This window comes from Vibrio sp. NH-UV-68, assembly GCF_042940635.1.
GTDB classification, from domain to species: Bacteria; Pseudomonadota; Gammaproteobacteria; order Enterobacterales; family Vibrionaceae; genus Vibrio; species Vibrio pacinii.
In genome coordinates this window covers 555,485-581,745 of the sequence record NZ_CP134976.1, presented here as the reverse complement: position 1 = coordinate 581,745, position 26,261 = coordinate 555,485, and the positions used below count along the sequence as shown (strand labels likewise).

Genomic DNA, 26,261 nt, shown 5'->3' with positions numbered 1-26,261 from the left:
TTCACTCTCCTTGCTAGCCTATATTGTTGTCAAATGACTGTTGTTAAATTCTTGTTGCCACTGCTTAAAGGTGGCCACTTGTTCAGCGATCAATTCACGTTTGTCATTCCGACCAAGGTAGACTTTAAAAACGTTATTACCGGCTGGACAGAAAAAGCCAAAATAGTGGCTTTCACGTCCCATAAATGGCTTGCTGACCAAGGCAACATGCTGGATGTTATCGAGTTTAAGATGACCATGTAGCTCGCCTTCACTCCCGATTAGGTTGTAGTAACCACGAGCCAACTTGCCCTTTGGAAAAGGCGCTTTCACTTCAAAGATTGAACCAAACGAGTGAACAATCGTTGTTACTGGCCCAAAACCAACCAAATTTTCTAAGATCGCTTGTGCTTGAGCGCCATCGACAATCGCTGTCATTTCTGTTGGCAACGCCGCCACCACATCAAATTCTGACACACTCAGCTGTTGGGCCATCGCCGCAGGCAGCAATGTGGGGTCTTGCTCGAGTAATGTAGCCACTCGTTGTGATAATGAATCCATGAGTTATTCCAATTAAACAGCGACAACATAAGCGCGCTTTTTGTTGATGGTTAAACTGTAGTCGTAATCGATTAGCATCGATATGGCAAGTCGCTCAAAACAAGCTGATGTGCTTCACTCAACAAAGATACAAGCTAACCAATTGATATATCGAATACTTTTATATGCACTGAACTTATAGTTCGCGCAGTTAACTTTGATTTGTCACTGATCATAAATTGCCACAAATGCGAATGCAATTGATAATTGATATTATTTGCATGTTGGGCAATAATTGACTTATCTTAGTCATCAAGGATTTGTAAAAGGCACAGTCAAGTGAATATCAAACGATACACGATTGCCGCGAGTTTATCTCTGGCAGCCCACTCAATAGTCCTGTTCGTGGCGCACGAACCCAAGGCTTTCGCTATGCCTGTGGGTTCACAATCGACGTCGGTTTCACTTAACTTTAAGGCCATCGCTGCACCGATTAAGACCGAAACTGTGTTAGATCCCAAAAAAGCCGACACACCAGCACAGAGTCAGACTTTCGCACCTACCGCAACCGACCAGGTCGTAAAAAAATCGCCACCGATTAAGACCCAAAAACGAGAGAATAATACGCCCAATCAACCCAAGCTAGCGCCCCAACAAACCAAGGCTCAAACACTAACGAAGATGGCTACACCAAGCGAGAAGACCGAGCTACAAAAAACACAGGTCGATAAAAAGCAACCTGAGAAAATAACAAATCAGGTCGCAAATCGAGGTGTCACCGCTGAACCAGTAATGATTGAAAATCCTTCGTTTTTATCTCGCCCTCGCGCCCCGCAATACCCAAGGATGGCGCGCAAACGAGGCATCGAAGGCGTGGCATTGTATGAGATATGGCTTGATAAGAATGGCCACCAAGTAAAGCAAGTATTGATTTCGTCATCCGGAGCCACCTTGCTCGATAAGTCAGCATTGGAGGCGATAAAAGATTGGAAATTCTCGCCCCATTCTGTTGATGGTCAAACCATGGCTCATCGCGTGCAAATCCCTATTCGCTTTAAATTGGATCGATAATGGAACAGATACAACTTTTACAACAGCAACTGGGCTTAATGACCTGGCCGTTGATCGTGTGCTCAGCACTCACCTTAATGATCATCGTTGAACGACTCTTTCAAGTTTTGATTAGCTTAGGCGTAGGCAAACGTGCCATTGGCCAACAGCTGCAACAGATTTCCCCGGCCGACAGCCAGCAAATTGAAACTCTGGCTGAAATGATGTCAACCAAACGACCATTGTTATACAAAGGTGTCGCCATGTTATTGGCTCATCACGCTTTTGCCAAAACACTGCGTGAAGACGCGGCAGGAATGTGGCTACAAGAGAAACGTCACCAGTTACACTCTGGCTTGCGTTTATTGACTTTAATTGGCGTGCTCAGCCCACTGATCGGTTTACTGGGAACCGTACTTGGATTAATAGAGATGTTTAAAGGCGTTGCCGCGTCATCTGGCAACATCACCCCCAATGATTTAGCAGAAGGACTAGGCATCGCAATGCGCACTACCGCGGCGGGCTTGATGGTTGCTCTGCCTGCCATTACTGCCGCTCAGCTGTTCGGCTTGTGGGCAGACAAAGTCATAGCGAAGCTCGAACACACGCTCAATTATGTCAATTTATGGCTAGAAGGCATCCATTGGCAACCCGCCCCAACTTCGCTGACGGATGTTATACCGCCAAGCGACAATGATCTCATCAGCACAGAAGCGTCATTATGATCAAAGCACCTAAAAGCGACACTCTAATGAGCTTTAGCCCTGATCTCACTCCGTTGCTAGACATCATCTTCATTGTCATGGTGTTCTTAATGCTTACCGCCGCAGTGAAACTTGAATCGTTAGAAGTGGATCTGCCTGCAACCGATTCGCCGGTTACGTCAGCCGTAGAAAGTGATTCGTTAACCATTAATATTCTGGCTGACCAACCGCACTGGGCCATTAATGGCAAAACATATATTGACTGGCAGAACTTTACCCTTGCTCTGCTCGAAGAACACCATGCAAAACAGCAGTCGATTGCAATCGCCGCCGATAAAACCGCGGATGTACAACACCTAGTCAAATTACTTGGATTCTTGCAACAAAATGGGATTCAAGCCACCCAACTTTTAACCGAAGAAAAATAATAGTCGAGTCTATCATGTTCAATTCACGTTTATTCACCCTCTCAAGTACATTGCTTTTGCTGGTATTTTCCATCACTTCTTTTGCTAGTGAGCGCATCATTAGTGCCGGTAGCACCGTGACAGAGTTGCTGTTCGCCTTAAACCAGCAAAATAAATTGATCGCGGTTGATGTCACGAGTGACATTCCGCAGGGGTTATCATTGCCAACTATTGGCTACCATCGTCAACTGTCTGCGGAAGGTTTGCTCGCGCTGGGCGCGACACGATTAATTGGCTCAGATGAGATGGGGCCGAAAACCGCACTCAGCCAACTTCGCGCAGCAGGGGTCAGCGTAGATATCATTAACACTGAACCGACGCCTCAAGGGTTGTTAGCGCGTATTGATGACATTGCAGCCATCACTGGCGCCGAGCAACAAGCTTTGCAGTTAAAAGCACAAGTGAATCAGCAACTCGACACTTTAGCAGCTAATAAACATCCGCTCGGCACGAGCAAAAAAGTCCTGTTTTTACTGCTTCACGAAGGTCGACCAGCGAACGTTGCAGGCGCGAACACCACACCCAACACGATCATTGAACTCGCAGGTGGCGTGAATCCAGCGGCGAAAACACTCTCTTCGTATAAACCCTTATCCACCGAAGCCATGATTGAAATGCAGCCTGACGTCATTTTGGTTAGTGGACGCAGTTATAAAGCTCTCGGTGGCGCAGATGAAATTCTCAAAAAAATGCCGATGCTTGCCGCAACACCCGCGGGTAAGAACAGACAATTTATCCAAGTCGATGGACACGCATTGGTGGGCGGCCTCGGTCTAAAAAGCTTGGCTGAAGCACAGCGTATCAGCGCGCAGCTTCACTAACGAGAGATTGAAATGTTATTACGTCGACTTCCACTACGCTACCTGATGATTCTATTTAGCAGTATTTTGCTGCTCGCCGCGATAAGTTCAGTGACCGTCGGGCCGATGAACATCACTTTGTGGCAAAGTGTGCAAAGCCTGTTATTTCACTCCGAGCAGTTAGCGCCACACATCAACTTAGTGGTTCACGATATTCGCCTGCCGAGAACATTGTTATGTATGTTGGTTGGCGCCATCCTCGCGATATGTGGCACTGTCATGCAGGGGCTGTTTCGTAACCCACTGGCAGAGCCCGGTATTATTGGTGTGTCCGCAGGAGCCTCACTCGGCGCCGCACTAGCGATTGTGTTGTTTAGCGATATCTCCCAGCACTACCCACAACTGATGAATCTTGCGGCTGTTCCACTGTTTGCTTTTCTTGGCGGCGCTTTGACGACCCTGCTAGTTTACCAACTAGGCACGAGTAAAATGGGCACATCAGTCACCATTATGCTACTCGCTGGTGTCGCAATTAGTGCCTTGTCTGGTGCGGGGATTGGTTACCTCAATTTTGTTGCTGATGATCAGATGCTGCGCGATTTGTCTTTATGGTCAATGGGATCACTCGCTGGTGCAAACTTGTCTAGTCTTATTCTTTGCACGATAACACTGAGTCTTTTACTGACAATTTTTATTGCAAAGTCAACGGCTCTTAATGCGTTATTACTTGGTGAAGCCGAAGCATATCATTTAGGCATTCCACTCCAAAAACTCAAGCGCCAACTGATTTTACTTACGGCGGTAGGCGTTGGCGTTACCGTCAGCGTCGCAGGGATGATAGGTTTCATTGGTTTAGTTATTCCCCATCTTGGCAGGATGATTTCAGGGCCCAATCATACCTCATTGCTACCGATTTCAGCCTTGCTGGGCGCACTGCTGCTTACCGGCGCGGATATGATTTCACGCATTGCACTTTCCCCTGCAGAGCTTCCGGTTGGCATTGTGACCGCACTGGTTGGTGCACCATTTTTTATCTATTTACTGTTTCAGCAAAAAGGAAAAATACTCTGATGAGTGCCATTGCGTTATCCGGTCGTCATCTGTCGATGACTTTTGCTGGCCGAGCTGTGTTAAACGCCATTGATATCGACATACGCTGTGGAGAAGTGACCGCACTGCTTGGCCCTAATGGTGCAGGCAAAAGCACCTTACTTAAGCTGCTCAGCGGCGAGATTCCCTCAACGGGTGATATACGCTATTTCGATGTACCTCGCCAGCAATGGCCTGCCAATCTTCTGGCTCAACATCTTGCTATGTTGCCGCAACATAGCACCTTGAGTTTTCCTTTTTTGGCCCATGAAGTCGTTGAACTTGGCGCGATCCCGCTCAAACTCACCAACAGTGCGACTCGCGCTGTGGCCGAGAAATACATGCGTTTAACCGATGTATGGCACCTTGCCAAGCGACTCTACCCCTCACTATCTGGAGGCGAAAAACAGCGTCTGCACTTAGCTCGGGTCTTAGTTCAACTTGAAAAATCCACCGATAAAAAGATCCTCATGCTCGATGAACCAACATCAGCGCTGGATTTATCTCATCAACAGAATACGCTTAAAATCGCCCGTCGATTAGCTACCGAGTCCAATGCGGCGGTGGTAGTCGTATTACATGACCTTAACCTCGCCGCGCAGTATGCTGACCGCATGGTCATTTTACGCAACGGAGATATTGTCTGTGACGCACCTCCAAAACAAGCACTTACTGTGGCTATGCTCAAACATGTCTATGACTACAACGCCATAGTGACAACGCATCCAACGTTAGGGTTCCCGCAGATTCATCCTGACAACTAATCAGTAAGCTGGGCAAAGCTTAACTATACTCTTGACTGAATACGTAACAAAAGGGACAACCATGCTGCACTTTGCCCACAGACTAATGCTCGTTGTGACCCTACTTATTGGTGTTAATGTTTACGCGCACACCTTTAACGACATCCCCCTGTTAAGAGTGTGCGGTGATGCGGTTGACTGGCGTCCTTACATTTATCAAGAAGACGGTGAAGTAAAAGGGTTTGATAAACAAGTGCTCGACCAAGCACTAGGGCGGCATGGCATTGACTATGAAATGACAATGACTTCATGGTCACGCTGCCTTAAAGGTACCAAGACGGGCAGTTTTGATCTATCCGTTAGCGCATCTTACAGTGAAGAACGAGTGCAGGATTATCTCTACACCGAGTGGTACTACACCGTTACCCCCTACTACTTGTTTTCAGTTAAGCATTTTCCTGATGGTTTGGTTATCTCCAATGTTGACGATTTAAACAACTACAAAGTCTGCGGCAATCACAACTATAACTACTCAGATTTTGAGCTAACCACGATCGAACGCTCAGGACACACGATTCAACACTCTTTAAATCAGTTGGAAACCGGTGAGTGCGAGGTCTATATTAGCTGGGCTGAGATATTGACTGGCAATAAAAATCCACGAGGGGAATCCTATCTCAAAGATGACATCATGTCTTTGGCGGTCCCCAACATGGAACCGCACAAATTTTATATGTTGATCTCTCGTCAGCTCGAGAGTGCCCCTACTCTGAAAACGTTACTCGACAACTACTTCCGTTTGATACGAGAGCAGAATTAGAGCAAACGACGCCTAAGACCGGTTCTCTCAAGTACCCGCGTTGAAATCTCTTCAACTGAGAGTGCTGAGGTATTGATGTAAGGAATCGCTTCACGGCGAAACAGCGCTTCGACGGTTTGTAATTCATGCAGACACTGCTCATTGCTCGCATAGTCACTGCCAGCTAAACGATTTTGACGAATCTGTGTCAATCGCTCGGGATTAATGGTCAAGCCAAACAATTTATGACGATGAATTTCAAACTCAGGTTGCAGCTTCATGCGTGCTAAATCGTCATCGATAAATGGGTAGTTCACAACGCGTAGCCCAAACTGCATTGCCATGTATAAACTCGTTGGCGTTTTGCCACTGCGTGATACGCCAAGCAGTATAATGTCTGCCTCTTCAAGTCCTTTGAGGGTGATGCCATCATCGTGCGCTAAGGTGTATTCAATCGCAGCAATTCGATCGAAATACTTCACGCTATCGCGCCCAACACTTCGTGAGCGCTGCAACTTAGGTTTGGGGGCTAATTGAATATCATCTTGTACTCGCTGCACAATACTTTCGAGCACATCATAACCATAGCAGTGAGACGCCAATAGCTTTTGTCGCAGTTGTGGAATCACCAGAGAGAAAAACACCAACGGTTTCACGCCGTGAGTTTGGTAGGAAGTTTCAATTTCTTTGATCAGGTCAGCCAATTTATCTTCACTTTCAACAAACGGGAAGGTTTTTTCATTGGCTTTAAACGGAAATTGACCCAAAACAACATGGCCTAATGTCTCACATGTTATGGCCGTTCCATCAGAAACATAGAACACATCACGACTTTGACTTTCAATTTGCATTTTATTTTAAACTTTAAAATTCTTTTGAGTAGGATAGTCGACATAATATCGATAATAAAACCTGGCTGACTGTTACGTCCCCCACAGCTTTAAAAATTCTTGGTGAATTTTTTTGTGCTTTTACGTAATCGTTTGCCTTTAATCCCTACGCTGCAATGTTTCTGGAGAAGTACATGCAAAAGAACACCCTCTGGTTCGATGGTCTATCGATGGAAAATGTCGACAAAGTCGGCGGAAAAAACGCATCACTTGGTGAAATGGTTTCAAACCTAGCCAATGCTGGAGTGTCTGTGCCGAATGGCTTTGCCACCACTTCCTATGCGTTCAATCAATTCTTAGATTTTGAAGGATTGGACAATCGCATCCACCAACTGCTCGATGAACTAGACGTTGACGATGTAGAAGCCCTGCGCAAGACAGGTGCCACCATACGTCAATGGGTATTAGAAGCCCCATTCCCTGCGGAACTCGAACAAGATATCCGCGACAACTACCAAACACTGATTGAAGGCAATGACGAATTATCAGTCGCGGTGCGCTCTTCAGCGACAGCCGAAGACTTACCAGATGCTTCGTTTGCAGGTCAACAAGAGACCTTCCTTAATGTCAAAGGCATTGAGGCAGTGCTAGAAGCGACCAAGCATGTCTACGCTTCCCTGTTTAACGACCGCGCGATCTCTTATCGCGTTCACCAAGGTTTCGACCACCGCGGCATCGCGTTATCGGCGGGCATCCAACGTATGGTGCGCTCTGATAAAGCCTCATCTGGTGTGATGTTTACCCTCGATACCGAATCTGGTTTCGATCAAGTAGTCTTCATCACTTCATCGTGGGGACTGGGTGAAATGGTTGTACAAGGCGCGGTTAACCCTGATGAGTTTTACGTCCATAAGCCAATGCTTGAAGCGGGTCAACATCCAATCGTGAAAAAAACATTTGGTTCAAAGCTCATCAAGATGATCTACTCCACCAATCAAGAAATTGGTAAGCAAGTCGACATCATTGACACCTGCGAGCAAGAGCGTAACCAGTTCTCTCTAAACGATGAAGAGATCAAAGAGCTGGCTAAACAAGCCATGATCATTGAAAAACACTACCAACGTCCAATGGACATTGAGTGGGCCAAAGATGGCATTGATGGCAAGCTATACATAGTTCAAGCCCGCCCAGAGACGGTTTGCTCTCAAAACGAACAAAACGTTATCGAGCGTTACGAGCTTAACAACAAAGCAGAAGTATTGATTGAAGGTCGCGCTATTGGCCAGCGTATTGGCTCTGGCATTGTGCGCTTAGTCGACTCATTGGATCAAATGTCACTGGTGCAAGAAGGCGATGTTTTAGTGACTGACATGACCGACCCAGACTGGGAACCGGTGATGAAAAAAGCCTCGGCGATTGTCACTAACCGTGGTGGTCGTACTTGCCACGCGGCAATCATTGCTCGTGAATTGGGTATTCCCGCTATCGTTGGCTGCGGTCACGCAACCTCAAGCCTCAGTGACGGTATGACAATCACGGTTTCTTGCGCAGAAGGCGAAACGGGGTATGTTTATCAAGGCGAATTAGACTTTGAGGTCAAGCGCTCTGCGGTTGATGAGCTGCCGATGCTGCCAACTAAAGTCATGATGAACGTTGGCAACCCAGATCGTGCCTTCGACTTTGCACAAATTCCAAATGAAGGCGTAGGCCTTGCTCGTCTGGAGTTCATCATTAACAAAATGATTGGTATTCACCCGAAAGCGCTACTTAACTTTGAACAACAAAGCGATGAGATAAAAACAGAGATCACCCAGCGTATTCGCGGTTACCAAGATCCTATCGACTTTTATGTCAGCAAGCTTACCGAAGGTATCGCCACCATCGCCGCCGCTTTCTGGCCGAAACGCGTGATTGTTCGTATGTCGGATTTTAAATCGAACGAATACAGCAATCTTGTCGGTGGACAAGGGTATGAGCCACATGAAGAGAACCCAATGCTTGGTTTCCGTGGCGCCTCTCGTTACATTTCTCCGGCGTTTGAAGATTGTTTCGAGCTAGAAACACAAGCCATTAAACGTGTGCGCAATGAAATGGGGCTGAAAAATGTCGAGGTCATGATTCCTTTCGTGCGGACACCGAGTGAAGCGGCATCGGTAATTGATCTATTGGCTAAATTCGATCTACGTCGAGGAGACCAAGGTCTAAAAGTGATCATGATGTGTGAGCTACCATCCAATGCTATTCTGGCGGATGAGTTCCTCAAGTACTTTGATGGCTTCTCGATCGGCTCAAACGACATGACTCAGCTAACACTGGGCCTTGATCGTGACTCAGGCGACGTTGCGCACCTGTTTGATGAACGTAATCCAGCGGTGAAAGCCATGTTGAAGATGGCCATTGACGCCGCAACTAAAGCGGGCAAATACGTCGGTATTTGTGGTCAAGGTCCATCGGACCACGAAGACCTCGCTGAATGGTTGATGGCTCAGGGTATTAGCTCAGTGTCACTCAACCCCGATACCGTGATTGATACCTGGTTAAAACTTGGCAAAGCAGCTAAGTAACTAGCGATAAAACAAAGGCTTCCGTGGGGAAGCCTTTTTATTTTGTCTAATCATTTAAAACTGATAACTAGTGTCAATTAACTGGTTGGCTGAGGGTTAACCTGCTGAGCCAATTCAATTTCTCGCTGCTTGAGCATGACATCCATCTCATCACGTTTGGCTTTAAAAGCGGCCATTTGATTATTAGGCACGGATTTAGCCATTGGGATATTGGCTTTCATCGCATTAACCGCACGCCCTCTATCAATCAACTCATAGTGGATATGTGGCCCAGTCACACGCCCCGTTGCACCAGACAGACCAATACGTTGACCGCGAGACACTTTTTGTCCTTTACGCACTAAAATCTTACTTAAATGCAAATAGCGTGTTTTGTATCGACTACCATGTTGAATCACAACGTAATTACCCGCATAAGGGTGCTTGCGTGTCATGATCACGACACCATCACCAGTAGATACAATCGGTGTCCCTGTCGGCGTTGCCCAGTCAGTACCATTGTGCGGTGCAACACGTCCGGTGACGGGGTGCTTGCGTGTCGGATTGTATTGCGAGCTCAACCGATAATTACTGTTGACAGGCTTGCGCTGAAAGGCACGTTGTAAACTGTCACCTTTTGCATCGTAATATTGACCATCGCTATGCAGATAGGCTGAAAGTACTCGTCCTCGGTTGTAAATCTTAATCGCTTGTATTTCACGATTCCCCGTCAATTGATCATCCACAAACTGACGTGATTGAACCACTTCAAAACGGTCACCAGCTCTTAGATCGCGTGAGAAATTAATCTTATCTTTCAACAAGCTGACCACTTGCTCAACTTCACTGTTGCCTAAACCAAGCGCATGAACAGACTGTGAGAAACTGCCATTGATCTCCCCGACCAGTGGCAAAGGCTTCCAAACACCAGGAATCTTGACGTCACTAAATTCGTAACCACCATCTTCCATTCGTGTGTAAACGGCTCGTTCAACCATGCTGAACTCAAGTTCCATTTTCGCCAAGGCTTGGGAGTTTTCGTCACGCCAAAAACGCAATTTGTTGCCAGGTTTGAGAGTATCTAACGCTAAAAAGTTTAGATCCGTTTCCATAATTTTCATCAGTTCACTGTAACCAAAGCCCAACTGATTAAAAATGTTGCTTAAGTTATCACCTGCTTTGATCTCGTACTCGTAACTAGGAAGATCAGCCGTCACTTCGTTACTTAACAAAATGTCATTAACTAGCGTTGATTCAGGAAGAGAAAGATCAATGGTGCGATGGTATCGGCCACGTTCAGACGACGAAAGAGCAACCGCAGCAAGAATAGGCAGTGTTAATAATACTAGCTTCTTTGGACGCGATAACTCTTGGAAGCGAGACTTCAAACTTCTAGATTGCACAAATTTGACCCAATAATTGAAATAACCAAAGGCCTAAGAGTACGAATTTCTCTAGAAGTTGTCACCTGTGATATGTCAACTTTAAGGTAAAAAAGGCGCAAAATGCGCCTTTATTGATTCAAATGAACTGTAAGCCCTTTAACGATAACCGTTACTGATAGGTCGAAACAAGGGCGTTATCTTCACCAAACCCGTTAGGTCGGTATTGATCAGCCTGTGGGTCATTCACCCATTTTTCTTTATCGACCAAGTACCTAAATTCAAAATGACTGTCTTTAGGTAAGCGTGTTTTGAACTTGTAACTCTTCGATTTAGCGACTTTTTTCATTTCGGTTGGTTGCCAATCTAAAAAATCCGCAACAATCCAAACAGATTGATTAACGTGTTCAGCATCGAGCTCAAACGTAACTTCAACTTCATCTTTGGTTTTGAAAAAGCGTTTATTGATCATATTTAACTCCATTAACGACAATTAAGGTCCATCTCATAACTTGCTAGGTTAAATAATAAGCAATTCATCACACATACTCAATACTGCATATTCGCCGCACAACTATTGCCTTTCTAAGCTATCTTGCTCAGTTATCTTGAACAGTATAGTGGTTATTTTTGTCGGATCCTCCGACATCGCTTGATGAGCATCACGTTCTTGGATGGTGACCGTTACCCTATCACCATCGACAACAATGCCCTCGACATGGACTCTGTCACCTAGCAGTTGTGCGTTCTCACTCACCATACGTTGGCGAGCCGTATCGTAATGACTGAGCGCTAAATAGTAAAAGACACCAGAACCTTGATTACTGACACTTAAAGGGTGGATGTAACGATTGTCAGCAATTTTTAATAGATAACGAGTGTCGATTGACACGCTTCCCCTTTCAACGCCATCTTGATATTTACCACTATAAATTCTTGGCTGATTGTTGCTTTTTATAAAGGTGAATGCCCCACTTTCAGGGACTTTGATTGTCCATGGATTAGGTGTAGTTAGTGAAAACAACGACTGCATAATCGTGTCATTTTGTGCGGAATAACTGGGAAACTTAGCCAAAACTTCTTCATCTGATAAGCTGAACCGATAAAGACCTGCCGCCGAAACAACGACTAACAATACAATGGGAATCAACAAAATCAGTGGGATAGGTAACAAACGTTTTTTCATTAGCGTTGCTTTGTCTCGAATGCTTTTTTGATTGCTTATGGTATCAGGCTAGCTTGACTAGATACAACAACCTAGCAACGACAATAGAAAGGGTCATAACCACAACATTAGAAAAAGCTCATTTGATCACACGGTTTTTAGACCAGCCCCCTATCAGTAACCTTATTGTGGGACTATAATTGCGCCCCTCAGCAACAGGAGCACATCGTGATTTCAAAACTTCCACGCTGGGTAGAATATGGCGCTTTTCTACTCGCCTTGCTAGCTGGCATTGTCAACGCTATCGGATTACTCGGTTTTCAACACCAAGCCGTGTCACATATCTCTGGCACAGTGACGCTGCTTGGCACATCTATCTTAGAGTTCAACCAACAAACCGGCCACTTATTACTGATTTTGTTAAGCTTTTTGTTTGGCGCGACACTCAGCGGCACATTTATCGAAAGCACCGCACTGAAACTTGGCAGACGCTATGGGGTCGCTCTTTGTATCGAAAGTGCCCTCCTGGCTTTATCTTACTACTTGCTCAGCAATGGCCATCAATCGGGGCAATATTTCGCTTCTGCAGCTTGTGGCTTGCAAAACGCGATGATCACAACGTTCAGTGGCGCTATCATTCGCACGACCCACATGACGGGGATCATGACGGATCTGGGTATCATGATCGGCGCTAAATTACGTGGTGAAAGTTTTGATTTTCGCAAAGCGAAACTGTTTCTGTTTATTTTCAGTGGTTTTCTATCCGGTGGGATTATCGGCGCGAACTTATACGCAAGTCTCTCGATTGCGGCCTTGATCGTACCGATACTGCTCGCTCTTACCTTGGCCGTCACCTACTGGCTGTTTATAGCCAACCGACATATAAATCACTAATTGACACTTCTTACTTGAAACACAATTTTAAACAATTTAACATCCTCGACACATTAAACTGAATGCGTCAAAATATTCAATGCTTTATAGTGAATATTTAACGATATTTATTGAATAGTATTGCAAGCAAAGTTAAAAGCTATTAACCTTGCGCCAATTTGATAAAATATGGATGTTTAGTGAATAACTATGCCACAAGGAGTGGCTACGATATTTAACTAGTTGTAACTCGAGAAGTATATGCAAAATAACGCACAATCTGTTGAACAGACCAAAAGCAAAGCGACCTTTTGGATGTTTTTTATCCCTTCGTTAGTTGGCCTGTTTCTTTTTATGGCGCCGATCAGCTATCAAGGTGATCTCACCATTCCCGTTGCCGTTTTAGCAAAGTCTATTCAAGCCATTTTTGGTGATTACTTAGTTCACATCGTGACAGCTATCATTGCGTTTATGGCAATCGCATCAGCAGCATGTCGTATTAAAACGCCGACTTTCATTGCAAATAATGCGTTCCTTAACGGACTGTTTAATCCGAGCTCATTGTGGCTTGCCGTTCGTTTAATTGGTGGTGCTGCAGTCATCATGACGTTTTTCCAAGTTGGACCAAAAGCCATTTGGGAAGAAAATACTGGTGGTTTAGTACTTGAAGGCCTGTTACCGACACTTTTCTCTGTATTTATTTTTGCAGGCCTTTTGCTACCGCTGCTACTTAACTTTGGTCTCCTTGAGTTGTTTGGTACCTTGTTGAGCAAAATCATGCGCCCACTGTTTAACCTTCCTGGTCGCAGTGCGATTGATTGTATGGCCTCGTGGCTTGGCGACGGCTCTGTCGGTATCTTGCTCACTAGCAAGCAGTATGAAGAAAAGTTTTATACTCAGCGTGAAGCCGCTGTCGTTGGTACCACATTCTCTGCCGTTTCAATAACGTTTAGCTTGGTCGTGATTGCCCAAGTAGAACTTGAGCACCTATTCTTGCCATTTTACGGCGCGATCTGCTTAGCTGGTTTTGTGGCTGCGGTGATTATTCCTCGTCTACCGCCACTGAGCTTAAAAAAAGACACCTTTATCGATGGTTCGAAACCTGCCAGCGATGCTGACGCGATTCCACATGATCACACCACTTTTTCTTGGGGTATGCACTTAGCCCTTAGCAAAGCAGCGCAAGTGAAGTCGGTACGTAGTGTGTTTTCAGAAGGCATTCGTAACGCGGTTGATATGGTGTTTGGCGTCCTACCAGTGGTTATGGGGCTTGGTACGATTGCATTGATTATTGCCGAGTACACCTCTGTGTTCAGCATTCTAGGCCAACCATTTATTCCGTTTCTAGAACTACTCGGCGTACCTGAAGCAGTTGCGGCATCAGAGACCATCGTGGTTGGTTTCGCTGATATGTTCATTCCAGCGATTCTTGCAGCCTCTATCGACAATGAAATGACACGTTTCGTCATCGCTGCAATGTCAGTCACTCAGTTGATTTACATGTCAGAAGTGGGGGCATTGCTACTTGGTAGCCGTATCCCGGTTAACTTGATTGAACTGTTCACCATCTTTATCCTGCGCACGCTGATCACCCTTCCGGTTATTGCAGGTGTTGCACACTTGATCTTCTAATCAACATTGATATCAATAAAGCCCCGAAATCGGGGCTTTATTAATCCAAAAAACTTTAAAGAGCGATGCCTATAGCTCTGTTCATTAAAGAATCTGATGGGTTTGACGTGCATATTTCTGGATAAGTGGATCTTTAATGTCCTCACGATGTTCGGGTTGCCATAGCCCCTTGCCAATACCACGAACAATCAGGTGAATGACTGCAGAGTCAATCGCCGACATCACTGCTACATTCACTGGTTCGTTGTTGGTATAACCCATTTCAACTTCCAATAAGTCTTTGTAGTCAATGAATCGGAAGGCCCCAGCCGTCCATTCATGAGAAAAAATCGTTTTACTGGTCGTCACGCTTAACAGAATCTGACCCGTTGTAACGTTCACAGCTCTTAGATTAACGGTAACTTGATCGGTACGGTATTTTCCTGAAGATCCTATGCCTAAATATCTGGCCCCCACCCCTCCCGTTTTGATGTTCGAATCGTAGGCAACAATCCCACCTTCAATAACGACATTCGCTGAACTTAGCGCTGAAAGGTCATCACCGTGGTTGACACCTGATTGACCTTTTTTCTGTGCTGCACGTATGATTTTCCGTTCAGTAAGTAGGTTTTGTAGCCCTTCTCTTTCCAATGGAATAAACCAATTAGAGTCAAGCAAAGAGGCGGTTAGCAATGCAGTTCCGCCTTGAGGGACCGCGGTAGAAAAATTACTGTTTGGCTGAGGCTTGTATTGACCTGTTTGATCGCGAAAATCATACACAGAAACCAAGATCTTACCTTTGGGCAAAGGTAGTTGAACTAGATCCTGATAACTCGCACCACGAGGCATTAACGTTGGAGCTTGGTCTGCGTCAGGAATCGTCATTGAATTTGAGCATCCACCGAGACCAACAATCACAAGAAGTAATAGCAGTTTCTTCATTATTCTGTTCACTCTATTGATCAGGGTTTAAGCCAGCAACTTTAATTTCGGTGGATTCACCGGAAACCTTGTCGACAATTTGCACGATCAAAGTGCCATTATCATCGACAATGTTTAGGTAAAAGTCGTCGGTCTCTAATTGACCCGTATTACCATTACCTACATCAGCAAGTAACTGGCTTATCAAGCGTGATTCTAGGCTATTTGCTAGCCTCTCTAATGACGACTCGCTTTCAAACCCAGATTCATCAATAGGTGCTTTATAATCGTTAATCGCATTGGCCACTCCGAACAAGTGAGAGCTGTTGAGTGCATTCCCGCCAAAGCTTGGGTTAATTGGGGTATACACCAATTCGGTCGCTAACGCAGAATAAGATGAGATACAGAACATGATCGCACCATAGCTCAATAATTTTGATTTCATAGTCAATCCCTTTTTAAAACTCATCCCGTTCAAGATCGAAAGTATCTTGGTAACTCAATTGAGCTTTCCACCGAATCAAGTAAGAGGTCACCGCATTCATCGCAGCTTTCGCTTTATTTTCAGCTTGCTTCCTACCCGGAGACAACGCCGTTCTATAAATGACTCTTTCGCGGTGTAGCACACTGATGATACTTCCTGATAATGCTGTAGGTCGCTCTTTTACTGTTAAGTTTTCCTTCAATGAACCGTGCCTTTCATTTAAATATTGAGAAAAAAAGAAATAAAAATCGTCACCTAACCTTGTCATCGTTCGGTCAATAATCAATCCGTCCACTTCGTTTTCTAATATATAAGCATCCGTCTTTGACTCAATTTCCTCTTTGTTTTCAAAGCTACTCTCGCTAGAAAAAACATGCTGTGAGGTAAAACTGGTAATAACAAAGATGATCAGGCTTATATTCTTTAAATTCATACATTCCCTTGATACCTAAATCAGAAATACCTTAAAACTTACAATAAGGTATATCAATTAATTAATAATTAAACTTAAAATAGAATCAATAATAGGCCCATCTTATTTATGAGACAGATTTAAATCTCATTGAATAAACAAAACAAACATTACACCGAGAAATTAAATCAATATTACACAATAATTTAATAAATAAAAATCAACAACTTAGTATAGACCTAATCATAAAGTACCAAATTAATAACCTGAAAAATTAAACTATTACCTATCATTCTTTACCAGAAGGTAAACCTAAAATAAAAATCAATATCTATATTTTCAATTCTAAGTTCATTGAGTTTAACTGTATAAAACTCATAATTAATCCGAGTTCGATAGTTAATCCAACTCTTATCGGAGGTTAAGGTGCAAAATCAAGTAATCAAGAACATAGGTTTTGTTGTCTTTTCTTTCTTAATGGCTACATCTGCCTACGCTGGAAATAAAAACATTGAATACTCAGATGAAATGTCGACGGAATTTGGGGAGTTCAATACTCAAGGTTCGACCATTTACTCCGAACTTTCAGAAATGAATTTATCAGCTAATAACTATGCAGAAGTAGTGTTAGAAAATGCCTTTGACTCCGAAGTCGTCATTTCTCAATACAACCAAGGCGGGGGAACCAACAAAGCCAAGGTAATACAGAGTAATGTCAACGGAAATAAGGCTGCGATCTCTCAATCGGGCGCTGAAAATCTAGCGGTGATTGAGCAATCTGAAGGACAAGATAATTACGCAGAGATTAAACAAGCAGGGTACGGTCACAATAGCTACATCAGTCAAAGTGGCAGTAATAACCTTGCTTATTTAAAGCAGTGTCGCGGTTTAGCCTGTACCAACACCAATGGTGGTAGTGATATCAGTATTGTTCAGGAAAACAACGACAACTTTGCACTGGTCGTAGATAGAGGAAACTCCAATTACGGCATAACACAAGATGGCGGTGACTCGATCGTCATTTTTAGCAATATGAATCGCGGTATTTACGTTAGGCAGTGATGCTCAACGTGAAGGATAAAATCACTATAAATGGACAAATAAAGGATCTATTCATGAAAAAGTTAGCTATTACAATCTCAGCTATTCTAGCATCAGGCGCGGCTTACGCGGGTAATGAAGCGACAACTGAGCTGCAGTTTGCATACGGTGATGATGTACAAATTACCCAAAATACATCCCATGCCAACCCAGCTCTAGGTAATGATGCTTTCGTCTACATGACTAATACGTATAAAAACGACACGGTTATCTTGCAAACTGGTAATGAAAATACAGCAACGGTTGATGCAACTCATGCTTCTCGTTCTCAGTTTGACATTACGCAAACCGGCAACGAAAACACGGCCACCATTGAGACAGAAGGTGCTCTTAATCGTTACAACGACCTAGACATCGTTCAAACAGGTAATGGCAATACATCGACTGTCAGCGTTGATGACGGTGATTACAATGATGCAGACGTTGACGTCAGTGGTGATGGTAACACTACCGTCGCTCAGTTTAACGGTGGCGGTGCTGATAACAACCATATCAAAACTAAGATCGTTAACGGCAACAATAACAGCGTAACAAGTGTGGTTAATAACGGCCATGCAAACGATGCGCACGTATTGGTGAGAAACAGCAACGACAACACTGTCAATACCACTCAGAACGGCGACCACAGTGATGCTTATGTGAGTGTGCGTAGTGGTTCAGATCTCAATGAAATTGATGTGACTCAGAATGATAGTAACTACGCAAGTGTTAGCGTTTACTGGGGCAGTGATGGCAACGACATCGACATTAGTCAGCACAACAGCAACGATGCATACGTTAATGTTGGTTTGTACAGTGACTTGAACGAAATCTCAATCGATCAAACCTCTAACGGCTCTGACGCATTGGTTAATCTAGCCTACTCAAGCAACAATGCTATCTCGGTATGGCAAAATGCTAACGATTCAGCAACGGTTAGTGGTTACGCTTCAAACAACAACACTGTTAACATCGTTCAGAACTAACATCAATGAACGTTCTATCTAAATCAAAAGCGGTGCCATATGGTACCGCTTTATTGGTTTTATCCGTTAGCTCTTTCAGCGTTGAAGGTACCGATATGTACGACCTATCAGACTATGCGCAATTGGCGTGTGAAGTGCATACAACCTCAATTCAGATAGTGATTACTACTAAGCAAAATACACCAGTTGGAAGCAGAATTACAATCACGGGTTCCAGTTCGGTGAGCACTTCACTTACCCCTAATTCACGCCTAGGCCTGTCCCTGAGCAACTCTGATTTTCCTATTGAGCTGTCCTTAACAAGTGCAGACCACACCGCACTTTTTACCCTCAACCACCAGTGCAAACTAACCTATAAACCAACCTAATCTTGTCTATCGCTAATAAAAAAGCCCCTCAATATAGAGGGGCAAAGTACCATCGCTTATAGTTATAATTTTTCGTGCCTGTAAATTTACTTAACCAAAGTCGCCATTAACATAACCGCGCGTGCGGTCGTCTTTAGGTTCGCTAAAGATGACCTGTGTATCATTGTGTTCAACCAACTCCCCCATCAAAAAGAAAGCGGTGCGGTCTGAGATACGACGAGCTTGCTGCATCGAGTGAGTAACGATAACAATGGTGTAGTTTTTCTTCAGTTCTTCCATCAACTCTTCAATTTTATGCGTTGCAATTGGGTCAAGTGCTGACGTTGGTTCATCCATCAAAATAACGTCCGGTTCCATCGCAATGGTTCGCGCAATACACAAACGCTGTTGCTGACCACCCGACAAACCAAAAGCGTGCGATTTTAAGCGATCTTTAACCTCGTCCCACAGCGCTGCGCTGCGCAAAGAAGTCTCGACTACTTCATCAATATGCTTTTTGTCTTTGACACCTTGAGCGCGCAGACCATAAGCGACATTTTCGTAAATGCTCATCGGGAAAGGATTGGGTTTTTGGAACACCATGCCTACTTTGATGCGCAGATCAGCAACGTCAATGTTGCCGTAAATATCACCACCATCCATTTCTAAACGCCCCGTAATCTTGACGCCTTCAATCAAGTCGTTCATACGATTCAAGCAGCGCAGTAACGTCGACTTACCGCAACCTGAGGGGCCGATCAACGCAGTGACTTGACGCTCGGGTACTGGCAAGTTGATTGACTTAAGCGCCTGATTATCACCGTAAAATAGGTCGAGGTTTTCAATATTAAACTTATTCATGTCGATATCTCTTAATTCTATAATTCTGTCGTGTCGCTTTAAATGCTCAGCAAGTTTAGTAAGTTGCTGTATTGAATCGCTTAGCAATCAGTTTAGTTAACGTGTTGATAAGCAGCACGACAACAATCAGTACGGTCGCAGTGCCGTAGGCTTGGTTCCACTCTTCTACCGTAAACAGTTCGGTCGTCAATTTGTATAAATGAACCGTCAAAGTGCGGCCTGAATCAAGCAGCGAATCTGGAATTCGTGCAACCATCCCTGCGGTTAGAAATACTGGCGCTGATTCGCCAATAACCCGACCAATACTCAGGATTACTGAGGTTAAGATACCAGGAATGGCACTTGGCAAAATTAAGCGCCAAATGGTGTAAATTTTTGAAGCGCCCAACCCATAAGAACCTTCACGGTATGTCTGTGGGACTGCCATTAACGCTTCTTCTGTCGTCCGGATGATCACTGGAAGAATTAAAATACTCAGTGTCAGAGCACCCGAAAGTATCGAGAAGCCTAGACCAAGAATCGCAACAAAAAAGGTCATACCAAACAGACCAAAGATGATGGATGGGATCCCTGCAAGCGACTCGGTACAAAAACGTATGATTTTAACTAATCGGCTGCCCACTTTGGCGTATTCGGTTAGATAAATAGCTGTCATGATGCCCAGAGGCGCAGCAACCGCTATCGAAGCAAAAACCATATAAATAGTTGAGATGATCATCGGAAAGATCCCATGCTCATCACCTGTTCGTGTGTAGTCGTCAGTGATAAAAGCCCAGTCCACATGCTGAAGACCGTTAGATAAGATGTACCAAATAATCCAGAATAGAAAACCAACCGTAAGCGCTGCTGCTGCCCATACAAAGGCGGTCAGAATATTATCTTTGGTTTGACGAGCTTTTTTAAGCTTAACCTTATGCATCGCCATTGCGGTGTTATTGATTGTAGACATTGTCATTACCTCGCCTTCTCACGATTTAAGTACAGAAGGATAGCGTTCAAAGACATAATGAAGGCCAGTAACACCACGCCCGTCGCATAGAGCGCATTTGCATGAATACCACTTGCGTATGACATTTCAATCGCAATATTGGCCGTCAACGTACGTGCGGAATCTAAAATTCCTTCAGGCATGGCAGGCGCGTTGCCCATCACCATGATGATCGCCATGGTTTCACCAAGTGCACGACCAATACCAAGGATGACGCCAGTCATAATGCCACTGCGAGCCGCGGGGACCAATAATTTGAATATCGTAAAAATATTAGAAGCACCCAATGCCAAAGAGCCTTCTTTATAGGTGCGTGGCACAGCGCGAATGGACGTTTCTGATACCGTAATAACGGTTGGCAGAATCATCACACCCAAGACAATGATACCGGCCAAAATGGTGTTACCCGCTGGCACTTGAAAAATGTCTTGTATCAAAGGAACAATGATAACTAGTCCAAAGAAACCGTAGACAACGGAAGGGATACCAGCCAATAGTTCGACCGCAGGACGAATCACATCCGCCACGCGCTTAGGCGCAATTTCTGCGATAAAAATTGCCGTGAGAACGCCGATAGGCACACCAACCACAACCGCCCCTAAAGTTGAAACCACAGAGGCAACAATCATCGTTGCCACACCATACAGGGCGGGTGGTAACCAATCTTGGCCAAGCACAATGCCTGATACGCCCACTTCTTGGAAAGCAGGAATACTTTCTTTGACAATGAAGTAGGCAATGACCGCTAGAGAGACAATACCGATAATTGCACTGGTTAAAAACAAGCCATGAAAGATCCGCTCTTTCCAATCAACGCGTTTTTTAGTTCGCAAACCCGTTTTTTTAAATGCAGTCGCTTGCGTATTCATAAGCTTTTCACTATTTGCGATGGTCATTTTGATATCTCACAGTTCGAGAGCAGAATTCGCTACTTCGAATTGGATTGAAAACGCTCAGCCCGAAAAAGTTGGGCTGAGCAAATTAACATTTGTTGCTAAAAACTAGTTAACTGAGATGTAACCTTTACTGTCAACCAACGCTTGCGCTTCATCAGTCAACATCCAGTCTAGGAACTTTTGAGTTTCAGCTGATGGCTCGCCTTCTTTGTAAAGGACAAGGAATGGACGAGCAACTTTGTAAGAGCCGTTCTTCACATTGTCGACAGAGGCTGGAGTACCATCAATAGCAAGTGCGTTAACGGTGTTATCGACCGTACCCAGTGAGATATAACCAATAGCGTATGGGTTCGAAGCTACCATGGTTTTTAGCGCACCGTTACCGTTAGCAACTTGTGCACGCTGGGAAATGGCAGAGACTTTCTTACCCGAAATTTTCTTCTTCAAGCTCATGATGTCTTCAAATGCACCGCGAGTACCAGAAGCGGTATCACGAGTGATTGCAACGATAGGCTTGTCTGAACCACCCACATCTTTCCAGTTGGTCACTTCACCTTTGTAAATTGCCGTTACTTGCTCTGCAGTTAAGCCTGATAATTTGTTTTTAGGGTTAACAACAACAGCGATACCATCACGGGCAATCACTTCTTCCTTAAGTGATGGCTCTTTTTCTGAAGACTTTAGGTTACGTGAAGACATACCTAAATCAGCAGAACCATTTTTGGCGGCTTTAACACCAGCTGAAGACCCAGGGCCTTGCACTTCAATAAATACGTTAGAGTTTGACTTCATGTATGTTTCAGAGAAAACTTCCATCAGTGGAGTGACGCTGCTAGAACCCACTGCAGAGATCGTTTCTTTAGCAGAAACTGAAGTCACTGCCATTGTGCCTAGAAGTGCAATTGCACCGATTACTGTCTTTTTCATCACAATTTCCTTTAGTGGCTTGATTGCCGTTGTGTTTCACTTGAACGCAGCCCACTTTAGAACTCGAATATGACAATTGTGTTTCACTTAGTTGAAGCCTCTATGACAGCGGTTGACTAACCTTGTCGATCTTAAAACGCCAGCATCGCTTCCACATTAATCGTACTTTAGTCGGTTTAACTTTCCCTTTTGTTCAAATCGTACATAAAACAACCCATTGATAAGCTTAATAAATTTAGTTGCATAGCCCCTGTTCAAACTTTGTTTCATTCAACTTAATTTCTTAGTTGAAATATTGCATATAGGAATTAGAATCATTTGAAAATAATAACAATATACTCAATTCATTTATCGAAGAGGTTTTCTAATGCGCCCGTTACTCAGTGGCTTATCAATAAAAGTGCAGATCCTAGTACCTGTACTGTTTACGCTACTCTTGCTAATTGCAGGAATTACTTACAGCACCACATCTCTAAAGCACGCGTTTAAACAAGTAACTGTTTCAACCGAAACGGTTATTAACAACAAAGATCAACTGACTAAAATTATCGACAACACCTATGCAATGCGAATTAAAGCGATATACAGCTTGTTCCGTGCAGAAGATGTCGCCCAACTGACCTCGACTCTCCAAGCCAAGCAACGTGACAATCTACGCCTGTTAGATTCACTTAATCAGGTCGGTGGACTAAAACGCGAAACTCAGCAGATGGAACAGGCTATTGATAACTATGTGAGCTATTCAATTAACACCATGATTCCACTGCTCAGCGTTAAACACGAGAACGGCGAAAACTCGGCAGATTTCCAACGCCAATACGATCAAGCCGCTTCCCTTTATCGTGACAAAGGTCGCGAGATGGTCGAAGCGATCGATCAACTATCCAATAAGCTTAACCAAATCGCCCTTGATGAAGTCAACGACAATGAAGCGAAGCATTCTAGCGTGATGAACAATTCGATTATCGGTTTGATTGCGGTACTACTTGCCGCTTGCATAATCAGTTGGTTGCTGGCCGGTATTATCGTCACACCAATTGAAAAGCTTCAGGCAGCCATGAAAGAACTGGCGCAAGGCAATCTGACCATTACGGTCGCAGAAGAAGGCAATAATGAAATCACCGCCCTATCGCGGAATTTCAACCTCACGGCTTTGCAACTTAAACAAACGGTTGATGCTCTAGTTCGAATCAGTGTCAACGTTGCTTCGGCATCAACAGAGCTTGCAGCGGTAATGACACAATCGAGCGTTAACTCCGACCAAGAGAAGAACGAAGTCGAACAAGTCGCATCAGCAATCAACCAAATGGAAAGTACTGCTTTAGAAGTCACGCAAAATGCTAATCTTGCTGATGCCGCTTCTAGCAGTGCTAACCAAATGGCAAAAGAGAGCTTAGCTATCTTTGAACAAAGCATTCGTGAAAGCGCCAAGATGGCCGATCAATTGACTCAGGCCGCTGATGTGGTGAACTCTCTAAAAGAGCAATCAGAGCAAATTGGCAAAGTGATTGAGGTTATTGAAAGTATTTCTGAGCAAACCAATCTTCTGGCGTTAAATGCAGCCATTGAAGCGGCGCGTGCAGGGGAAAGTGGCCGAGGCTTTGCCGTGGTCGCCGATGAAGTCCGTATGCTGGCAGCGAGAACACAAGAGTCGACTAAAGAGATTCAAGTCATCATTGAAGAGTTGCAACACCAATCCGGCAGTGCCAACGATAGCATGACATCGAGTCTTGAGATGCTTGCGCAAAACCAGCAGCAAGCTGCACAAGTGAGCGAGGCGTTAAACCAGATCAGTACTTCAATTTCAGAACTGACCTCTCTAAATGCTCAAGTGGCGGTAGCGTCAGAAGAACAAGGACAGGTTACCTCCGACATCAATAACAACTTGGGCAATATTTATCAGCTGGTAAGCCAAAACGTTACGGGGATTACCCAATCCGCGGCAGCGAGCCAAGAGCTCTCGACCCTAGCCGAAAATCAAAAGCAGCAGCTAAGCTTTTTTAAAATATAGAAAACCCGTTTAAGACTGTCTCAGAGCAAAACAAATAACAAAAAAAAAGGGGTTGCCAATCTGGCAACCCCTTTTTTTTTCAGTTCTATTACTCGTCTTCAATCTTTGGTGCAACTTTCTTTTTAGGGATAAAGACGTTATCGCCCACCGCAACGTTTTGATGGAAACTCTTATCACGTTTGACTGGCTTCTTAATTGATTTCTTCGCCTGAGGTTTCGCTTTCTTGGTCGTTTTATCTTTGGCGCGGAAATCAGGCTTGCGCGGTTTGATTCCTTTAAACTTACCTTGTAAACCTTCCAACTCGGAAAATGCCAGATCTTGTTGTAGGTAGGTTTCAACGCGTTTAAAGCTATCCCAGTCTTTCGGCCCCACTAAAGAAGCGGCATCACCTTTATTACCCGCACGACCCGTACGACCCACACGGTGAACGTATTCTTCGGTATGTTTTGGCATGTCAAAGTTAATCACGTGTGTCACATTGGTGATATCCAAACCACGTGATGCAATGTCAGTTGTGACCAGAATTTTGAACACAGCTCGCTCAAACTGACTCATAATGGTGTTACGTTGAGTCTGCGTTAGGCTGCCGCTTAGCGCGACCGCTTTAAGCTTTTTCTCGTTCAACTTGTCAGTCAAGCGTTCTGTATCAGCGCGTGTCGCAGTAAAGATCATCACTTGTTTGTACTGTGCTTCACTCAAAATACGATCAAGAATGGCTTCTTTGTGGTCTAAGTGATCACACAAATAGAATTTTTGCGCGATGTCTTTGTGCTCGTCACTGCCCACACCAATAGCGATTTGTTTTGGTGCGTTAAGCATCTCAATAGCAATATCATTAACTTGGGTATGATCTAACGTCGCTGAGAACATCAAGGTTTGACGACGACGATGCTTAGCTGCGTTGTGAATGCGACGTAGTTCAGGGGCAAAACCCAAATCCAACATACGGTCTGCTTCATCCAGTACTAGCGTCTCTAGTCCATCAAGGTGCAAAGAGCGATGCTCTAGGTGATCAGCTAAACGCCCTGGGGTGGCCACAATAAACTTAGGGTAACGACGCAAAGCTTTCACTTGGTCGTTGAAGTTCTCTCCGCCAACAATCAACGTCGCATCGTATGATAGACCCGCCAACATTGTGCGCAATTCGCCGTAAACCTGTTTTGCCAGTTCACGCGTCGGTGCCAAAATTAGGCCACGAGGATCTTTTGCTGAAAACGCTTTGTTTTTTAAAGATTTATGTAGCATAGGCAAAACAAATGCCAGCGTCTTACCTGAACCTGTTTTTGATGAAGCCAACAGATCTTTACCCGCGATCGCAACCGGAATGGCGCGTTGCTGTATCTCTGTCGCCTTGTTAAAATCCAAATGTTTTAAGTTCTTCAGTAAGCGATTGTCTAAACCTAACTCTTTAAACTGCAAAGTATTCTCCAATTGAACTAAGTGTTGATGGCACAACGTCAAATGGGTGCCGAATAAACACGAAAATATTAATAACAGGCCATGATAACTGTATTCAGCGAAAGAGGATAGAGATCACATAAAATAATCTTGTCATGCAAAATAAGGTTAGATGCAGTCAATAGAATGGCTTGCACAGATTGCTGCTACCAGTGAGACATCGATCACCTAATTCGATAATTGCTTAAATTCTTGGGTTTTTTTGACTTTGGCATGCTTTAGGATGCCTATAATTAGAGCTACACTGAAAACGCCACTATAAGAGCAAGAAGTTATAGGGCGTCATATTGATACTTTACAAGCAAGGAGTTCTC

General features: G+C 44.3%; 26 protein-coding genes. 13 read left to right on the top strand and 13 right to left on the bottom strand.

Translation table 11 applies throughout. From position 1 onward, the window contains the following. Positions 1–18: 18 nt before the first annotated feature. A complete protein-coding gene (gene hutX / locus ViNHUV68_RS17020) occupies positions 19–540 on the bottom strand; it encodes a heme utilization cystosolic carrier protein HutX (protein ID WP_391091755.1) in 522 nt (173 codons plus the stop codon). Between the two features lie 318 nt (positions 541–858). Here hutX and ViNHUV68_RS17015 point away from each other — a divergent pair, with 318 nt between their 5' ends. The 7 genes from ViNHUV68_RS17015 (at position 859) to ViNHUV68_RS16985 (ending at position 6,192) form a co-directional block, all read left to right on the top strand. After that, complete coding sequence (locus ViNHUV68_RS17015; protein WP_391091753.1) at positions 859–1,590, top strand: TonB family protein; 732 nt, start codon at positions 859–861, stop codon at positions 1,588–1,590. Then, complete coding sequence (locus ViNHUV68_RS17010) at positions 1,590–2,294, top strand: MotA/TolQ/ExbB proton channel family protein (protein ID WP_038177393.1); 705 nt, start codon at positions 1,590–1,592, stop codon at positions 2,292–2,294. The genes ViNHUV68_RS17015 and ViNHUV68_RS17010 overlap by 1 nt, the downstream gene beginning before the upstream one ends. Further along, complete coding sequence (locus ViNHUV68_RS17005; protein ID WP_038177394.1) at positions 2,291–2,701, top strand: biopolymer transporter ExbD; 411 nt, start codon at positions 2,291–2,293, stop codon at positions 2,699–2,701. The genes ViNHUV68_RS17010 and ViNHUV68_RS17005 overlap by 4 nt, the downstream gene beginning before the upstream one ends. A gap of 14 nt (positions 2,702–2,715) precedes the next feature. After that, positions 2,716–3,561 carry an ABC transporter substrate-binding protein gene (locus tag ViNHUV68_RS17000; protein WP_391091751.1) on the top strand — a complete coding sequence of 282 codons (846 nt, stop codon included), beginning with the start codon at positions 2,716–2,718 and terminating at the stop codon, positions 3,559–3,561. A 12-nt stretch (positions 3,562–3,573) separates the two neighbouring features. Then, entirely contained in the window at positions 3,574–4,611 is a 1,038-nt protein-coding gene (locus ViNHUV68_RS16995) for an iron chelate uptake ABC transporter family permease subunit (protein WP_391091749.1), read from the top strand. Continuing rightward, on the top strand, positions 4,611–5,393 hold the full coding sequence (locus tag ViNHUV68_RS16990) for a heme ABC transporter ATP-binding protein (protein ID WP_038177397.1): 783 nt from the start codon (positions 4,611–4,613) through the stop codon (positions 5,391–5,393). Before ViNHUV68_RS16995 ends, ViNHUV68_RS16990 begins: the two co-directional genes overlap by 1 nt. Before the next feature lie 61 nt (positions 5,394–5,454). Next, positions 5,455–6,192, top strand: coding sequence for a transporter substrate-binding domain-containing protein (locus ViNHUV68_RS16985; RefSeq protein WP_391091747.1), 738 nt, complete (start codon positions 5,455–5,457; stop codon positions 6,190–6,192). Here the strand turns inward: ViNHUV68_RS16985 and ViNHUV68_RS16980 are convergent. Further along, the gene (locus tag ViNHUV68_RS16980; protein ID WP_391091745.1) at positions 6,189–7,022 is read right to left on the bottom strand and encodes a pyruvate, phosphate dikinase/phosphoenolpyruvate synthase regulator; all 834 of its coding nucleotides are present in this window, start codon (positions 7,020–7,022) and stop codon (positions 6,189–6,191) included. The two genes, ViNHUV68_RS16985 and ViNHUV68_RS16980, sit on opposite strands and share 4 nt — an antisense overlap. A gap of 155 nt (positions 7,023–7,177) precedes the next feature. Between ViNHUV68_RS16980 and ppsA the strand changes: the two genes are divergently transcribed. Next, positions 7,178–9,565 carry a phosphoenolpyruvate synthase gene (gene ppsA / locus ViNHUV68_RS16975; protein ID WP_391091743.1) on the top strand — a complete coding sequence of 796 codons (2,388 nt, stop codon included), beginning with the start codon at positions 7,178–7,180 and terminating at the stop codon, positions 9,563–9,565. Positions 9,566–9,642: 77 nt separating this feature from the next. Here the strand turns inward: ppsA and ViNHUV68_RS16970 are convergent, their stop codons facing one another. The 3 genes from ViNHUV68_RS16970 to ViNHUV68_RS16960 all read right to left on the bottom strand — a co-directional run bounded on the left by ViNHUV68_RS16970 (position 9,643) and on the right by ViNHUV68_RS16960 (position 12,112). Beyond that, on the bottom strand, positions 9,643–10,947 hold the full coding sequence (locus ViNHUV68_RS16970; RefSeq protein ID WP_051686579.1) for a peptidoglycan DD-metalloendopeptidase family protein: 1,305 nt from the start codon (positions 10,945–10,947) through the stop codon (positions 9,643–9,645). A 151-nt stretch (positions 10,948–11,098) separates the two neighbouring features. Then, complete coding sequence (locus ViNHUV68_RS16965; RefSeq protein WP_038177403.1) at positions 11,099–11,398, bottom strand: isoamylase early set domain-containing protein; 300 nt, start codon at positions 11,396–11,398, stop codon at positions 11,099–11,101. 102 nt (positions 11,399–11,500) lie between these two features. Then, positions 11,501–12,112 carry a hypothetical protein gene (locus tag ViNHUV68_RS16960; RefSeq protein ID WP_038177405.1) on the bottom strand — a complete coding sequence of 204 codons (612 nt, stop codon included), beginning with the start codon at positions 12,110–12,112 and terminating at the stop codon, positions 11,501–11,503. A gap of 207 nt (positions 12,113–12,319) precedes the next feature. Between ViNHUV68_RS16960 and ViNHUV68_RS16955 the strand changes: the two genes are divergently transcribed. Both ViNHUV68_RS16955 and ViNHUV68_RS16950 read left to right on the top strand, forming a co-directional pair. Further along, on the top strand, positions 12,320–12,985 hold the full coding sequence (locus tag ViNHUV68_RS16955) for a YoaK family protein (RefSeq protein ID WP_038177406.1): 666 nt from the start codon (positions 12,320–12,322) through the stop codon (positions 12,983–12,985). A 240-nt stretch (positions 12,986–13,225) separates the two neighbouring features. After that, positions 13,226–14,596 (top strand): YjiH family protein, encoded by a 1,371-nt coding sequence (locus tag ViNHUV68_RS16950; RefSeq protein ID WP_038177407.1) that lies wholly within the window; start codon positions 13,226–13,228, stop codon positions 14,594–14,596. A gap of 84 nt (positions 14,597–14,680) precedes the next feature. Here ViNHUV68_RS16950 and ViNHUV68_RS16945 read toward each other — a convergent pair whose 3' ends face one another. Genes ViNHUV68_RS16945 through ViNHUV68_RS16935 form a run of 3 tightly spaced genes read right to left on the bottom strand, consistent with a single transcriptional unit; the run spans position 14,681 to position 16,413 of the window. Next, the gene (locus tag ViNHUV68_RS16945; protein WP_038177408.1) at positions 14,681–15,517 is read right to left on the bottom strand and encodes a CsgG/HfaB family protein; all 837 of its coding nucleotides are present in this window, start codon (positions 15,515–15,517) and stop codon (positions 14,681–14,683) included. Positions 15,518–15,530: 13 nt separating this feature from the next. Next, positions 15,531–15,908: a curli assembly protein CsgF gene (locus ViNHUV68_RS16940; RefSeq protein WP_051686585.1), complete on the bottom strand. Its 378-nt coding sequence runs from the start codon at positions 15,906–15,908 to the stop codon at positions 15,531–15,533. Between the two features lie 46 nt (positions 15,909–15,954). Further along, positions 15,955–16,413, bottom strand: coding sequence for a curli production assembly/transport protein CsgE (locus ViNHUV68_RS16935; protein WP_038177411.1), 459 nt, complete (start codon positions 16,411–16,413; stop codon positions 15,955–15,957). A 405-nt stretch (positions 16,414–16,818) separates the two neighbouring features. Here ViNHUV68_RS16935 and ViNHUV68_RS16930 point away from each other — a divergent pair, with 405 nt between their 5' ends. Together ViNHUV68_RS16930 and ViNHUV68_RS16925 are read left to right on the top strand one after the other, a co-directional pair. After that, a complete protein-coding gene (locus ViNHUV68_RS16930) occupies positions 16,819–17,454 on the top strand; it encodes a minor curlin subunit CsgB (RefSeq protein WP_038177412.1) in 636 nt (211 codons plus the stop codon). Positions 17,455–17,507: 53 nt separating this feature from the next. After that, complete coding sequence (locus tag ViNHUV68_RS16925; RefSeq protein ID WP_038177413.1) at positions 17,508–18,458, top strand: curlin; 951 nt, start codon at positions 17,508–17,510, stop codon at positions 18,456–18,458. A gap of 458 nt (positions 18,459–18,916) precedes the next feature. On the opposite strand, the gene pstB is transcribed toward ViNHUV68_RS16925, so the two are convergent. From pstB to ViNHUV68_RS16905, 4 genes are all read right to left on the bottom strand, one after another. Then, a complete protein-coding gene (pstB, locus tag ViNHUV68_RS16920; protein WP_038177416.1) occupies positions 18,917–19,666 on the bottom strand; it encodes a phosphate ABC transporter ATP-binding protein PstB in 750 nt (249 codons plus the stop codon). Between the two features lie 55 nt (positions 19,667–19,721). Continuing rightward, positions 19,722–20,585 (bottom strand): phosphate ABC transporter permease PstA, encoded by an 864-nt coding sequence (gene pstA / locus ViNHUV68_RS16915; protein ID WP_038177566.1) that lies wholly within the window; start codon positions 20,583–20,585, stop codon positions 19,722–19,724. Between the two features lie 35 nt (positions 20,586–20,620). Next, complete coding sequence (gene pstC / locus ViNHUV68_RS16910; RefSeq protein WP_038177417.1) at positions 20,621–21,550, bottom strand: phosphate ABC transporter permease subunit PstC; 930 nt, start codon at positions 21,548–21,550, stop codon at positions 20,621–20,623. Between the two features lie 105 nt (positions 21,551–21,655). Next, complete coding sequence (locus tag ViNHUV68_RS16905; RefSeq protein ID WP_038177418.1) at positions 21,656–22,477, bottom strand: phosphate ABC transporter substrate-binding protein; 822 nt, start codon at positions 22,475–22,477, stop codon at positions 21,656–21,658. 367 nt (positions 22,478–22,844) lie between these two features. Here ViNHUV68_RS16905 and ViNHUV68_RS16900 point away from each other — a divergent pair, with 367 nt between their 5' ends. Beyond that, positions 22,845–24,488: a methyl-accepting chemotaxis protein gene (locus tag ViNHUV68_RS16900; protein WP_391091739.1), complete on the top strand. Its 1,644-nt coding sequence runs from the start codon at positions 22,845–22,847 to the stop codon at positions 24,486–24,488. Between the two features lie 88 nt (positions 24,489–24,576). On the opposite strand, the gene ViNHUV68_RS16895 is transcribed toward ViNHUV68_RS16900, so the two are convergent. After that, positions 24,577–25,920 (bottom strand): DEAD/DEAH box helicase, encoded by a 1,344-nt coding sequence (locus ViNHUV68_RS16895; RefSeq protein WP_038177567.1) that lies wholly within the window; start codon positions 25,918–25,920, stop codon positions 24,577–24,579. Positions 25,921–26,261: the final 341 nt, after the last annotated feature.

Bases quoted from the DNA above. Each gene is read 5' to 3' on its own strand.
- pstC (WP_038177417.1), bottom strand. From the start codon at position 21,550: ATGACCATCGCAAATAGTGAAAAGCTTATGAATACGCAAGCGACTGCA.
- ViNHUV68_RS16940 (WP_051686585.1), bottom strand. From the start codon at position 15,908: ATGTTCTGTATCTCATCTTATTCTGCGTTAGCGACCGAATTGGTGTAT.
- pstB (WP_038177416.1), bottom strand. From the start codon at position 19,666: ATGAATAAGTTTAATATTGAAAACCTCGACCTATTTTACGGTGATAAT.
- ViNHUV68_RS17000 (WP_391091751.1), top strand. From the start codon at position 2,716: ATGTTCAATTCACGTTTATTCACCCTCTCAAGTACATTGCTTTTGCTG.
- ViNHUV68_RS16905 (WP_038177418.1), bottom strand. From the start codon at position 22,477: ATGAAAAAGACAGTAATCGGTGCAATTGCACTTCTAGGCACAATGGCA.
- hutX (WP_391091755.1), bottom strand. From the start codon at position 540: ATGGATTCATTATCACAACGAGTGGCTACATTACTCGAGCAAGACCCC.
- ViNHUV68_RS16980 (WP_391091745.1), bottom strand. From the start codon at position 7,022: ATGCAAATTGAAAGTCAAAGTCGTGATGTGTTCTATGTTTCTGATGGA.
- ViNHUV68_RS16965 (WP_038177403.1), bottom strand. From the start codon at position 11,398: ATGATCAATAAACGCTTTTTCAAAACCAAAGATGAAGTTGAAGTTACG.
- ViNHUV68_RS16960 (WP_038177405.1), bottom strand. From the start codon at position 12,112: ATGAAAAAACGTTTGTTACCTATCCCACTGATTTTGTTGATTCCCATT.
- ppsA (WP_391091743.1), top strand. From the start codon at position 7,178: ATGTTTCTGGAGAAGTACATGCAAAAGAACACCCTCTGGTTCGATGGT.
- ViNHUV68_RS17010 (WP_038177393.1), top strand. From the start codon at position 1,590: ATGGAACAGATACAACTTTTACAACAGCAACTGGGCTTAATGACCTGG.
- ViNHUV68_RS16945 (WP_038177408.1), bottom strand. From the start codon at position 15,517: ATGAAGAAACTGCTATTACTTCTTGTGATTGTTGGTCTCGGTGGATGC.
- ViNHUV68_RS16990 (WP_038177397.1), top strand. From the start codon at position 4,611: ATGAGTGCCATTGCGTTATCCGGTCGTCATCTGTCGATGACTTTTGCT.
- ViNHUV68_RS16925 (WP_038177413.1), top strand. From the start codon at position 17,508: ATGAAAAAGTTAGCTATTACAATCTCAGCTATTCTAGCATCAGGCGCG.
- ViNHUV68_RS17005 (WP_038177394.1), top strand. From the start codon at position 2,291: ATGATCAAAGCACCTAAAAGCGACACTCTAATGAGCTTTAGCCCTGAT.
- ViNHUV68_RS16935 (WP_038177411.1), bottom strand. From the start codon at position 16,413: ATGAATTTAAAGAATATAAGCCTGATCATCTTTGTTATTACCAGTTTT.
- ViNHUV68_RS16985 (WP_391091747.1), top strand. From the start codon at position 5,455: ATGCTGCACTTTGCCCACAGACTAATGCTCGTTGTGACCCTACTTATT.
- ViNHUV68_RS16900 (WP_391091739.1), top strand. From the start codon at position 22,845: ATGCGCCCGTTACTCAGTGGCTTATCAATAAAAGTGCAGATCCTAGTA.
- ViNHUV68_RS16950 (WP_038177407.1), top strand. From the start codon at position 13,226: ATGCAAAATAACGCACAATCTGTTGAACAGACCAAAAGCAAAGCGACC.
- ViNHUV68_RS16995 (WP_391091749.1), top strand. From the start codon at position 3,574: ATGTTATTACGTCGACTTCCACTACGCTACCTGATGATTCTATTTAGC.
- pstA (WP_038177566.1), bottom strand. From the start codon at position 20,585: ATGCATAAGGTTAAGCTTAAAAAAGCTCGTCAAACCAAAGATAATATT.